At 39.4% G+C, this 12,819-nt stretch carries 14 protein-coding genes; 9 read left to right on the forward strand and 5 right to left on the reverse strand.

What is annotated here, in order from left to right:
* Positions 1-5 precede the first annotated feature (5 nt).
* The 4 genes from PYV58_RS03355 to PYV58_RS03370 all read right to left on the reverse strand — a co-directional run bounded on the left by PYV58_RS03355 (position 6) and on the right by PYV58_RS03370 (position 3,015).
* Positions 6-611: a dual specificity protein phosphatase family protein gene (locus tag PYV58_RS03355; RefSeq protein WP_034614614.1), complete on the reverse strand. Its 606-nt coding sequence runs from the start codon at positions 609-611 to the stop codon at positions 6-8.
* Complete coding sequence (locus PYV58_RS03360; protein WP_034614616.1) at positions 604-1,422, reverse strand: MBL fold metallo-hydrolase; 819 nt, start codon at positions 1,420-1,422, stop codon at positions 604-606. Before PYV58_RS03360 ends, PYV58_RS03355 begins: the two co-directional genes overlap by 8 nt.
* 228 nt (positions 1,423-1,650) lie before the next feature.
* Entirely contained in the window at positions 1,651-2,268 is a 618-nt protein-coding gene (locus PYV58_RS03365) for an L-threonylcarbamoyladenylate synthase (RefSeq protein ID WP_004817743.1), read from the reverse strand.
* A gap of 84 nt (positions 2,269-2,352) precedes the next feature.
* The gene (locus tag PYV58_RS03370) at positions 2,353-3,015 is read right to left on the reverse strand and encodes an elongation factor P hydroxylase (RefSeq protein WP_034614618.1); all 663 of its coding nucleotides are present in this window, start codon (positions 3,013-3,015) and stop codon (positions 2,353-2,355) included.
* Positions 3,016-3,112: 97 nt separating this feature from the next.
* Here PYV58_RS03370 and PYV58_RS03375 point away from each other — a divergent pair, with 97 nt between their 5' ends.
* The 6 genes from PYV58_RS03375 (at position 3,113) to lysM (ending at position 6,917) form a co-directional block, all read left to right on the forward strand.
* Positions 3,113-3,676 (forward strand): YceD family protein, encoded by a 564-nt coding sequence (locus tag PYV58_RS03375; protein ID WP_004723966.1) that lies wholly within the window; start codon positions 3,113-3,115, stop codon positions 3,674-3,676.
* A 74-nt stretch (positions 3,677-3,750) separates the two neighbouring features.
* A complete protein-coding gene (rpmF, locus tag PYV58_RS03380) occupies positions 3,751-3,936 on the forward strand; it encodes a 50S ribosomal protein L32 (RefSeq protein ID WP_004723964.1) in 186 nt (61 codons plus the stop codon).
* A gap of 166 nt (positions 3,937-4,102) precedes the next feature.
* Entirely contained in the window at positions 4,103-5,089 is a 987-nt protein-coding gene (gene fabD, locus PYV58_RS03385; RefSeq protein WP_004723962.1) for an ACP S-malonyltransferase, read from the forward strand.
* Complete coding sequence (gene fabG, locus PYV58_RS03390; RefSeq protein ID WP_004723960.1) at positions 5,086-5,820, forward strand: 3-oxoacyl-ACP reductase FabG; 735 nt, start codon at positions 5,086-5,088, stop codon at positions 5,818-5,820. Before fabD ends, fabG begins: the two co-directional genes overlap by 4 nt.
* An 86-nt stretch (positions 5,821-5,906) precedes the next feature.
* A complete protein-coding gene (gene acpP / locus PYV58_RS03395; protein ID WP_004723957.1) occupies positions 5,907-6,143 on the forward strand; it encodes an acyl carrier protein in 237 nt (78 codons plus the stop codon).
* A 300-nt stretch (positions 6,144-6,443) separates the two neighbouring features.
* Complete coding sequence (gene lysM / locus PYV58_RS03400; RefSeq protein WP_004817740.1) at positions 6,444-6,917, forward strand: peptidoglycan-binding protein LysM; 474 nt, start codon at positions 6,444-6,446, stop codon at positions 6,915-6,917.
* Positions 6,918-7,131: 214 nt separating this feature from the next.
* Here the strand turns inward: lysM and PYV58_RS03405 are convergent, their stop codons facing one another.
* Positions 7,132-7,770: a peroxiredoxin gene (locus PYV58_RS03405; RefSeq protein ID WP_034614623.1), complete on the reverse strand. Its 639-nt coding sequence runs from the start codon at positions 7,768-7,770 to the stop codon at positions 7,132-7,134.
* Between the two features lie 336 nt (positions 7,771-8,106).
* On the opposite strand from PYV58_RS03405, the gene secA reads away from it, so the two are divergent.
* From secA to argJ, 3 genes are all read left to right on the forward strand, one after another.
* Complete coding sequence (gene secA, locus PYV58_RS03410) at positions 8,107-10,824, forward strand: preprotein translocase subunit SecA (RefSeq protein WP_004817738.1); 2,718 nt, start codon at positions 8,107-8,109, stop codon at positions 10,822-10,824.
* A 149-nt stretch (positions 10,825-10,973) separates the two neighbouring features.
* On the forward strand, positions 10,974-11,336 hold the full coding sequence (locus PYV58_RS03415; RefSeq protein ID WP_004817737.1) for a hypothetical protein: 363 nt from the start codon (positions 10,974-10,976) through the stop codon (positions 11,334-11,336).
* A gap of 169 nt (positions 11,337-11,505) precedes the next feature.
* Positions 11,506-12,726 (forward strand): bifunctional glutamate N-acetyltransferase/amino-acid acetyltransferase ArgJ, encoded by a 1,221-nt coding sequence (argJ, locus tag PYV58_RS03420; RefSeq protein WP_034614626.1) that lies wholly within the window; start codon positions 11,506-11,508, stop codon positions 12,724-12,726.
* Positions 12,727-12,819 lie beyond the last annotated feature (93 nt).

Genomic DNA, 12,819 nt, shown 5'->3' on the forward strand with positions numbered 1-12,819 from the left:
ATGAGTTAGGTATTTGTGGTTAAAGATGGATTCGCGAGCTGCTCACGGATCCATTTTATATTTTCAGGGGTAAAAAGTTTTTCAATATTGCCCCAGATTGGATGAAAGCCATAACCGCCATGCTTCATTTCATTTAAAGCATCATTCACAGACCAGTTCTCAAAAATAATTCGGTACATTGCAACACTTGCCCCAGTACGATCAGAACCATGATAGCAATGGATTAAAACCTTCTGGTTGTGGGCTTTTGCGATTTGAATTGTTTTCATGACATTGAGTAGATCATGACGATCAATTGCCCAAGTATTGATTGGGATATGAACCAATTGAAAGTTCTGTTTTGAAAAGACGGTTTTATCTTTATTGCGACTTCTTAAATTAATCACGACATCAATTTGATTGGTTTTTAACTCAGGAATAAGTTCAGCACTGGGTTGTTCACTACGAAAAACGGTGTCACTGATCCGATAAAAATTATACTGTGGAGCAACGATAGTTCCCCATTGTTTTGGGCGCTCATGATCTGGAAGTGCAGCAGTTGTCATACAGGCTGAAAGCTGTACGCTGAGTGCGAAAATAGTGGTATAACGTAATAATTGAGATTTAAGCATGTTTTAAATATCGGTCTAGTTCAACAGGATCGTGGGCACAGATAATTTCAATTTTTGCTTCATTCTGTGCAAGCTGTTGCAGTTGTGATAAGGTTTTTAAGCGCAATGTATTATCTTCCGCTAGGAGATATTCAATTTTGTCGAGCGCGCGTAATTTATTCTTAGGGTTGAGTTCTAGATGATTAAAATAAGCATCGCCACAGAACAATAACCATCTATCTTGTTGTTTGATCGCTATACCGCAATGTCCTACAGTATGACCGACTAAAGGAATCAATAAAATTTCATCATTGAAAATATTAAAACCTTGAACTTTTTGGAAGTTAAACCATGCTTCGCCATTTTTAGGTTCAAGAAAATTCCAGTAACGATGATTTTTAAATTGTTGTGGTCGATAACGCAATTTATTCATGACTGAAAGTTTCTGTGCTGCATTAAACTCGCTGGATAAGATGTGAACCGTGGCATTGGGAAAGTCTGAAATACCACCTGCATGATCTAAGTCTAAATGACTGACCAAAATATGTTGAACATCGGATGGTTTAAAACCCAATTGTTGAATTTGAGAAATGGCTGTGAGATTGAAATCAGCTTGTATGCCACTGATTTTAGTAAAAGCTTTACCTAAACGTGTTTGCGGATGTAGGTAGTCTTGCATCCCAAAACCGGTATCGATCAATACAAGACCTTTGTCTGTTTCAATCAATAGGCAATGACACACCATTTTGCCATACAAACCTTTTTGTCCGTATAGTGGTGCACACATCGGACACATGGTTCCACAATGTAAATGATGTACCTTATAAATCATAATTAAGCATTTGTTTTTAGGATTGTGCTTTGTTTATAAACTGAATTGAGAAAAATTCCAATCTAAAAATGATAGAGTTATGGTAATTCAATTATTCTTGTTGAAATTAGGGGGAGCAGTTAAAGTTTCAAAATTGGATATTTAAAAACTTTAACTTTATCACGTTAAAACAAAGTATTGATTAACTCGGTGTAATTTGAGCTAATCTAAGGAAAAGTGGATAAGCGCTTATTCAAAAGCGCTTACATCACCTACACCACGACGGATAATTTCAGGGTTCGCTCCTGATAAATCAACGATACTGGTGGTGGTTAAGGTACCTAAACCACTGTCAATAAACACATCAATACGTTTTTCCAATAATTGTTCAATATCGTAGGGATCATCCATTGGTGCATCTTGACCAGGTAAAATTAAAGTACTGGTCAGTAAAGGTTCTCCCAACTCTTTTAATAGCATCTGACAGACGGGATTACTTGGAACACGTAAGCCGATGGTTTTTTTCTTAGGATGCATCAAGCGTCGCGGAACTTCACTGGTTGCGGGTAAAATATATGTGGTTACGGCTGGGGTATTGGCTTTAAGTAGACGATACATTGCATTGTCTACTTTGGCATAGGTTGCAATATCAGATAAATCTGCACAGATAATCGCGTATTGATGCTTTGCCCCTAGACCACGGATCTGAGCAATACGCTCCATTGCACTTTTATTTCCAATCTGACAGCCGATTGCATACGCTGCATCAGTTGGGTAAACCACAACATCACCTGCTCGAATTCTTTCGACTGCTTGGCTGATTAAACGTGGTTGAGGATTGTCAGGATGTACTCTTAAATGCAGCATATTTATTCTCCTGATTTATTGTTAATTCAATTATTACTTGGGAAAGTAAATCGTTGCAATCAATGTTTTAAAAAAATTACGGGTTTAATCAAGATCGTTACGATTAAATTCAGTGCTTTGTAATGTTTTGCCACCTCGAGTACATAGACAAATACATTGAATGAAGTGTTTTGCATCGTGTGGAAGTTTGGCTTTACCTGAAAAAAAATCCTGAACTTGTGCATAAACATTGTCTTTAAATGTCGATCCGTCACCACCTTCACCCGTCAGATTATCCAGCGAAACTCGAAATTTTCGTCCAAATGCTTTGGAAAATAACCATTCAATGGCTTGAGGCTTGATTTCAACCTGCTCAAATAAGGCTTGTTGTTCAGCTGTACGACCATCGGGTGCATACCAATAACCGAGATCAGGCAATAAACGGCGTTGTTCTCCGGCAATGCTCCAATGACTGATTTCATGCAGGGCGCTGTTGAAAAAACCATGTGCAAACTGAATACGGGCAGGGCTGTGTTCGCTAGCAGGGAAATACTCTGGTTCAAAATCACCACGAACAAGCGTCACATTTAGGTGGGAAAACCAGTGATTAAAGTGTAAGATAAGCCAATCAACGTGTTGCACTTCTGTTTGTAAGTTAGCCCATGATAAGCGTTGCACATCGGCGGCTTGCAATGTGTTTTCAGAAGTTGAATGCGTATTGAATTGTAATGAAGTAGTGACTTCAGGTTGCGGCTGCAACTGATGCATGGCTTGTATTACTCAAGAGATCTGTCTAAATAAGTACAAAATTGTATCTTAATCTTTGACAGAGTACCTATGAATTTGTAGAATTGCCGCCTTAATTATGTCAGCAAATACCTTTCCGGCACAGATAGAGCCGTTTAAATGGGCTGAACAAGGCTTTACATGGTCAGGTACCCTGCCATTGTCTCGCTTTGTTCGTATTTCCCGTGAAGCTGTTGGATCAATTGATGATCAATTGATCAATATAGACTGTAAGCTATCAATGGATGCGTATCATCGTATTGTTTGGCTAGATGGTCATGTAGATACTAAAGTTCCAATGGAATGTCAGCGTTGTCTGGATTCTGTTGAAATTACACTAGTTTCTGACTTCCATTTGGCTTTAATAGATGATGAGTCACTGATAGAGCGCTTGGATGAGGATGCTGATTTCATCGTACTAGGTGAAAGTGAAGCAACAATTAAAGGGGATTATTTAACCAATACTCCTTCGACTGTTGATTTACTTGCACTTTTAGAAGATGAATTGTTATTGTTGATGCCTCTGTCTCCTAAGCATGACGCTTGTGAACATAAGCATCAACCAGCCGTTCAGGACACTGTTGAAGAAAAACGGGATAATCCGTTTGAAGTTTTGGCAGGTTTGAAGGGTAAACTTAACTAAATTTTGTGTTATACTGTTAAGTTAAGACAACCGAATTTGTTCTGATCCATTTTTTCGATTTGTAAGGAGCCATCATGGCCGTTCAGCAAAACCGTAAAAGTCGCTCTCGCCGTGACATGCGCCGTTCACATGACGCTTTAACCGAGAATGCATTAACTGTAGACCAAACTACTGGTGAAACTCACCGTCGTCACCACGTGACTAAAGATGGTTTCTACCGTGGTCGTCAATTATTCGCTAAAGCAGCTGATGCTGAATAATTGGTGAACTATTAAGCGCAAGCTTAGTAAAAAAATGGGAGCGAAAGCTCCCTTTTTTTGTTTTCAATGACTGGGTTTTTTGTTGTATTTCGCAATTAAATAAATTTTTTTTTAATGTAAAATTGCGCCATCGGAAACGATCAAGATTAAATAAGGGACTTTTTATATGTCTGCCAAACGACTCGAACAAGCAGCTCAAGCAACAAAAACTGCATTTTTGTTTCCAGGTCAAGGTTCACAAAAAGTGGGTATGCTTGCTGAACTTGCAGAACAGTTTAGTGGTGTACAAGAAACCTTTACTGAAGCATCAGATGCCATCGGTTTTGATTTATGGCACATTGCACAAAGCGGTGAAGGTTTAGATCAAACTGAAAATACTCAACCTGTTTTATTGACAGCAAGTATTGCTTTATGGCGTGTATGGTTAGATCTTGGTGGTGTTGTGCCAAAATACCTCGCAGGTCATTCATTAGGCGAATACAGTGCTTTAGTTGCTGCAGAGTCGATGACTTTGGCAGATGCAGTCAAGTTGGTAAATTTACGCGGTAAATTGATGCAAAGTGCTGTGCCTCAGGGGCAAGGCGCGATGGCGGCTATTCTCGGTCTGGATGACGCGAAAGTACTTGAACTGTGCGAGCAAGCCAATGTGCAAGGCCGTGGTTCTGTTGAAGCTGCAAACTATAATGCACAAGGCCAAGTTGTTATCGCAGGTGATAAAACTCTAGTCGAAGCTGTCATGACCGTTGCCAAAGAAAACGGCGGTAAAGCAATTGCATTACCTGTATCTGTACCATCACATTGTTCTCTAATGAAACCTGCTGCCGAACAGTTTGCAGAAGCTTTGGAACAAACTGCCATTGAGCTACCAAGCATTCCTGTAATACAAAATGTCAATGCTGGAATCGCGACAGATACAAGCCAATTACGCTTAGCGTTAACAGCGCAATTGTATCAGTCAGTACAGTGGACTAAAACCATGCAATTCATCCAAGACCAAGGTATTCAGTATGTTGCTGAATGTGGTCCAGGTAATGTATTGGCGAATTTAGCAAAACGTTTACCAAATATCGAAAAAGCATTTCCACTCGATACACAAAGTCGTATGGAAGATGCACTGAATGCTATCTTAGTGGCTGAAGGGAAAATTGCATGACACAAGAACGCAAAGTCGCATTAGTGACAGGCGCGAGCCGAGGGATTGGTGCTGCCATCGCTCAGCAATTGATTCAAGACGGTTATTTTGTTGTAGGTACGGCAACATCAGCAGCGGGCGCAGAAAAACTTTCAACAGTTTTTGCTGAAAACGGTGCTGGTGCATTACTTGATGTACGTGATGGTGCTGCAATTGATGCATTGGTGTCTGACATTGAACAAAAATATGGTTCAGTGATGATACTTGTGAACAATGCAGGGATTACCAAAGACAATCTACTGTTACGTATGTCTGAAGATGATTGGGACGATATTCTCAATATTCATCTTAAAGCTGTATTCCGCTTATCTAAACGTGTATTGAAAGGCATGACCAAAGCGCGCTTTGGACGCATTATCAATATCAGTTCTGTTGTTGCGCATTTTGCTAACCCAGGACAAGCCAACTATTCTGCTGCAAAAGCAGGGATTGAAGCTTTCAGTCGCAGTCTTGCAAAAGAAATGGGAAGCCGTCAGATTACAGTTAACTGTATTGCGCCTGGTTTTATCGCAACAGAAATGACTGAGCAGTTAAGTGAAGATATTCGCAAAAAAATGAGTGATCAAGTTGCGTTAAACCGATTTGGTCAACCAGAAGATATTGCAAATGCAGTAAGTTTTTTAGCTTCTGACAAAGCCAGTTACATTACAGGCACAGTATTACACGTAAATGGTGGTTTATACATGGCGTAATGCGATGTATAAACTTTGAAAAAAGTAAATATTCAATTAAACTATCAGGCAATTAAAAGCCGCCACAAGCAATGAGGAGAATTCCTGTGAGCGATATCGAACAACGCATTAAACAAGCTGTTGCAGAACAATTAGGTATCAAAGCTGAAGAAATCAAAAACGAAGCATCTTTCATGGATGATTTGGGTGCTGATTCTCTAGACCTAGTAGAACTTGTTATGTCTTTCGAAAATGACTTCGACATCACTATTCCAGATGAAGATTCTAACGAAATCACAACTGTTCAATCAGCTATCGACTATGTAACTAAAAAACTTGGTTAATGTGTTGATTGTATAGCACGTTGTTGTTATACGTAAAAAGACCACCTTTAGGTGGTTTTTTTATGCCTAAATTTAGCTGTATTGAGTGAATGTTTGCTTGGCGATGCCTTAACCTAAAAAGCAACTAAATAAGTTTAAAATCAAAAACATTGGTTACATACCGTTACCTTTTTATCACCAATGACAACGCACACTCTGACACTTTTTCGCTATAAAAATAGAGTTCTTAAATTTGTATAACAGTTCACAGTAATACATTCTCAGTAAAACAATTTTCAATAATGATATGGAGTACGACATATGGGTCTTTTTGATTTTATTAAAGGAATTGGCAAGAAAAATACTGCACCAGCTGAGCCACAAGCGGCACCAGCAACGCCAGCAGAACCATCTGCACAAGAAATTGCCAATAAGTTGTTGGGGCACATTAAAGCGTTAGGCTTGCCAGTAACAGGGCTTTCTGTAAGTTATAATAGTACTTCTGATTTGGCCACGATTCACGGTCAGGTACAAACTCAGGCTGATAAAGAGAAAATCATTCTTGCTGTGGGGAATATCGACCATGTGGCGCAAGTTGATGATCAAATGACAGTGGCAGCACCTGAGCCTGAAAGTAAGTTTTATACGGTTAAATCAGGTGATAATTTGTCTAAAATTTCAAAAGAATTTTATGGTGATGCCAACCAATATAATAAAATTTTTGAAGCGAACCGCCCATTGTTAAAAAATGCGGATGATATTTTCCCAGGACAAGTTTTACGTATTCCTGCATAACATTTGTTCACTGATCTTTGATCATAAAAGGCACTTCGGTGCCTTTTCTATTTTTAAATGATTTTGTTTTTATTTTAGTATTTGTTGTTTGGTGTATTTTGAAGGGGAAAAGAATTTCGTTGCAATCAGTGGATCTTAAAAAAAGACCACATCAAGCTTGGATGTGATCTTTTGGAGTTAGTTAGCTCTAATCTAAAAAATTCAATATTGCATATTATTTATTAGGTTGTGGGGTAAGACGAAGATAAGGCTTAACCGCCGTATAACCTTTTGGGAAGCGTTCTTTAAGCTCCGCTTCATCTTTGATCGACGGGACGATGACAACATCTTCACCATCTTGCCAGTTTGCAGGTGTGGCAACTTTATAATTGTCAGTTAGTTGTAATGAATCAATCACACGGAGAATTTCTTTAAAATTACGTCCAGTTGATGCAGGGTAGGTAATGATTAAGCGAACTTTCTTATGGGGATCAATAATAACTAAAGAACGTACGGTGAGGGTTTCGCTGGCATTTGGATGAATGAAATCATACAGCGTCGATACCTTACGATCTTTGTCTGCAATGATTGGAAAGTTTACAGTGGTATTTTGTGTTTCATTGATGTCGTTGATCCAACCTTTATGTGATTCAACATCATCGACTGAAAGGGCAATGGCTTTTACCCCACGCTGTTCAAACTCATCTTTTAATTTTGCGGTATGGCCCAACTCAGTGGTACATACTGGCGTATAATCGGCAGGGTGTGAGAATAAAACACCCCAACTGTCACCCAAGTAATCATAAAACTTAATTGGACCTTCACTAGATTCCTGAGTGAAATCTGGTGCAATGTCACCTAATCGTAAAGTCATTTTGAAACCTCAATATCTAAAAATGTTGTTTGTTATTTGGCTCGTCCAAACTACTATTACCCAGTTTTTTTATAATTAAAAATAGTGTTTTTGTATTTCTTTATGAAGAAAATAGATATTAATAAAAGAAGCATATGAAAAAAAACATAGAATTGATCTCTACCTCACTGCAAATATCGGTTAAATTTGCTACATTAATGCGCCTTAGCTGATACGTGCTAGAACTAATCGTCAGATTTTTTTGATTGGATTTGTGCAAAACCCTTGTACTTCAAATTTCTACCACCATAATATCGTCTGAGAAAAATTTATTTCACAAAGATTTAGAGAGTTTATATGTTGGCAAGTCTGATCGGAGGAATCTTCGGTACTAAAAACGAGCGCGAACTAAAACGTATGCGTAAAATTGTCGATAAGATCAATGCGCTCGAGCCGACGACATCTGCACTCAGCGATGCAGACTTATCTGCAAAAACTGAAGAATTCAAACAAAGATATAAGAAAGGTGAAAGCCTAGATAAATTAATGCCAGAAGCGTTTGCGGTGTGTCGTGAAGCAGCAAAACGTGTCATGGGTATGCGTCATTATGATGTGCAGCTCATTGGTGGTATTACTTTGCATGAAGGAAAAATTGCAGAAATGCGTACAGGTGAAGGTAAAACCCTGATGGGTACTTTGGCTGTATATTTAAATGCAATTAGTGAACAAGGTGTTCATGTCATCACGGTCAACGATTACTTGGCACAACGTGATGCTGAATTAAACCGTCCGCTTTATGAGTTCTTGGGTTTAAGCGTTGGTGTAATCTATTCGATGCAATCACCAATAGAGAAAGCTGAGGCATATCGTTCAGATATTACTTACGGTACCAATAATGAATTTGGTTTCGATTATCTGCGCGATAACATGGTTTTCTCTATGGCAGAGAAAAAGCAACGTGGTTTGATTTATGCGATTATCGATGAGGTCGATTCGATCTTGATCGATGAAGCACGTACACCGTTGATTATTTCAGGTCAAAGTGATGACTCATCACAGCTTTATGTTGCAATCAATAGTATTCCACCAAAGTTGCATGCTCAAAAAGAAGAAAAAGTCGCAGATGGCGGTCATTTCTGGATTGATGAAAAGCAACGCCAAGTTGAAATGACTGAAGTCGGTTATGAAACTGTTGAAGATGAATTGATTAAAATGGGCTTGTTGGCTGAAGGCGAAAGCTTATATTCACCATCAAATCTAAATCTGGTTCATCACGTGTCTGCTGCAATTCGTGCACATTTCCTTTATCAACGTAATGTTCACTACATCGTACATGATGGTGAAGTAATCATTGTTGATGAGAATACTGGTCGTACCATGCCAGGTCGTCGTTGGTCTGAAGGTTTGCACCAAGCTGTTGAAGCCAAAGAAGCGTTAGATGTTCAACCTGAAAACCAAACTTTAGCAACAACCACATTCCAGAACTATTTCCGTTTATACAAAAAGCTTTCAGGTATGACAGGTACTGCTGATACTGAAGCTGCGGAAATGAAAGAAATTTATGGTTTGGATGTGGTGCTTATCCCAACCCATCGTCCGATGATTCGTAATGACCAAAACGATTTAATTTATTTAAACCGTAATGGTAAATACAACGCAATTATTGAAGAAATTCAGAAAATTCATGAAGCAGGTGTTGCACCTATCTTGATTGGTACTGCAACTATCGAGGCTTCAGAGATTTTATCTGATAAGTTACGAGATGCGGGTATTACCCACGAAGTCTTGAACGCTAAACAACATGAGCGTGAAGCAGACATTATTGCTCAAGCGGGTTCACCGCGTGCTGTGACCATTGCAACCAATATGGCAGGTCGTGGTACCGATATTTTGCTTGGTGGCAACTGGAAAGCAAAACTTGCCAAAATTGAAAACCATACTGCGGAAGATGAAGCTCGTCTTAAAGCGGAATGGGAACAAAACAATGAAATGGTGTTGAGTTCAGGTGGTTTACACATCATCGGTTCTGAACGTCATGAATCACGTCGTATTGATAACCAGTTGCGTGGTCGTTCTGGTCGTCAAGGTGACCCAGGTGTTTCACGGTTCTTCTTGTCATTAGAAGATGATTTGATGCGTATTTTCGCGGGTGATCGCGTTGTTGCAATGATGCGTGCGATGGGACTACAAGAGAATGAAGCCATTGAGCATAAAATGGTGTCGCGTTCTATTGAAAATGCACAGCGCAAAGTTGAAGCACGTAACTTCGATATTCGTAAAAACTTGTTGAAATACGATGATGTAAATAACGAACAACGTAAAATTATTTACTCTCAACGTGATGAAATTTTAGAAGAAAGCTCACTTCAAGATTATATTGAAGAAATGCATCGTGAAGTCGTAAAAGGCTTAATCGAAACCTATATTCCACCTGAATCAATCCATGATCAATGGGATATCCAAGGGCTTGAAAATGCATTGAATGAAGACTTAGGTATTAATCTTCCTGTAAATCAATGGTTGGAAGAAGATCGTCGTCTTGATGAAGAAGCCTTGGTTGAACGTATTTCTGATGAGATTGTCACGCGTTACCGTAATCGTCGTGAACAAATGGGCGATGATACTGCTGCGACACTTGAACGTCACTTCATGCTGGGTTCTTTAGATCGCCATTGGAAAGACCATTTGGCTGCGATGGATTATTTGCGTCAAGGGATTCACTTACGTGGTTATGCACAAAAGAACCCTGAACAAGAATATAAGAAGGAAGCCTTCAATTTATTCGTCAATATGCTGGGTGTGATTAAGTCTGACGTGGTTACTGATATTTCTCGTGTGCATATCCCAACACCTGAAGAGCTTGCTGAAATGGAAGCTCAACAACAGGCTCAAGCTGAATCTATGCGTCTTAACTTTGCACATGATGAAGTGGATGGCTTAAGCGGTACGGTTAGTAATGAGATTGTTGATGCACAATTCACGGATAGTGATGAGATTGCAGCACCAGAAAGCCGTAATGCACCTTGTCCTTGTGGTTCAGGTTTGAAATACAAACAATGTCACGGCAAAATCTAATTGAGTGAATAGACCCTGAAAGTGTTACAAAAAAGCAGAACAATTGTTCTGCTTTTTTTACAAGTTATTACCATGCGTTAATTTTTATTGCAGGAAATGTGATTAAGTGGTATTAAGTTGCTCAATTGGAAAAGATCTTTGGGAAGATAATGAAAAAATTATTAAAACCTTTATTTGTTGCAACTTTAGCAGTTCCAGCATTGGCATTTGCAGATACGGCACCACAAACGACGACAGTGGAAAAAGTACAAGCTGCTACAGGAGCAGTGACAGCCCAAGCAGAAGTAAAAAATGAAACCACGACTGTAATCAGTCCACGTACTGGTATTCGTTATACTTTAGGTAATACAGGCGGACGCCCAATTATTTTAAAAACTGCGGCGATTGCAGCGGTAACACCTGCTACGGTTAATCGCGTTGTTGCTTCAAATCCAGCATTGTCAGTATCTAGTCAAGAAAAAGTAAAGCAAGCATTATTGGCTGCGGATACCACGACTGCTGTTCAACAGTAATACGTTGCTGATGTAATGAAAGCCAGTATATTTACTGGCTTTTTTATTTTATATTCAAATGAATAAGCTTTTCTTATAGTAAAAATAAATAAGCATTTTAATAAGCTCGATTTTTATAGAGAATTCTAATAAGCTGTGTTTTCATTCTAATTCATGTGGACATTTGAAAATGGCTGTTGGTGACGTGTCTATGCCGCATATGCATGTGGTACAAGGTGTAAAAATTGGCTCTGCTGAGGCGTATGTCCGTTATCCAAATCGACGAGATTTAGTTATTTTTGAATTTGCACAAGGTACCAATGTTGCAGGGGTATTTACCCAAAATGCATTTTGCGCAGCGCCAGTTCATGTGTCGAAAGCGCATTTAGCACAAGCTAATCCACGCTACTTGGTCATCAATACTGGGAATGCTAATGCAGGTACAGGAAAATTGGGTATGCAAAATGCACAATTGACCTGTTTAAAGCTTGCTGAGTTAGCGCAGGTAGAAGAATTTGAAGTATTGCCATTCTCTACAGGGGTCATTGGCGAACAACTGCCGATTGAGCGTTTAACGCAAGGTTTACAGCCTGCACTAAATAGTTTGAATGACGCTTCATGGACGGACGCTGCGACTGGGATCATGACCACGGATACCACACCAAAAGGCGCCTCAGAACAGTTCGAGCTTGATGGTATAACGTATACAATGACTGGGATTTCTAAAGGTGCAGGCATGATTCGCCCCAATATGGCGACCATGCTGAGTTTTGTTGCAACCGATGCGCCAATTGCACGAAATCTTGTGCAAAAAATGTTAAAAATTAGCGCAGACCAATCATTTAATCGGATTACTGTGGATGGTGATACTTCTACCAATGATTCATGCATCTTTGCTGCAACCGGAATGGCTGGTGGTGTAGAAATTAGCAGTGAAGATGATGCACGTTATACTGTGGTTTTGGATGTTTTATCGCGTGTGATGAAGCGTTTGGCGCAACTGATTATTCGTGATGGGGAAGGGGCGACCAAATTCATTACTATCACGGTTGACGGTGGAAACGACACACAAGAATGCTGCGATATTGCTTATAGCATTGCTCATTCACCATTGGTTAAAACGGCAATTTTTGCGTCTGATCCAAACTGGGGGCGTATCCTTGCTGCGATTGGTTATGCTGGCGTGAAAGATTTGGATGTTGAAAAAATTCAAGTCTGGTTAGACGACGTGCAAATTTGTAAAGATGGTGGTGCTGCTGAAGACTATACCGAAGAAGCTGGTGCACGGGTAATGTCACAGACAGAAATGACCATTCATGTAAACCTTGGTCGAGGGCAGGCCAAAGATACGGTCTACACCTGTGATCTATCCTATGATTATGTGAAAATTAATGCGGACTATCGTTCTTAACTACTGATTTTTTAAGGAGCCTCATTCGTGAGGCTTTTTTATAACAAAACATTTTTCGTGGTGAATTTATGTGCGCTAAACCGTACAATCAAT

Origin of the sequence: Acinetobacter sp. TAC-1 (assembly GCF_029025845.1) — a bacterium.
Taxonomy (GTDB): Bacteria; Pseudomonadota; Gammaproteobacteria; order Pseudomonadales; family Moraxellaceae; genus Acinetobacter; species Acinetobacter guillouiae.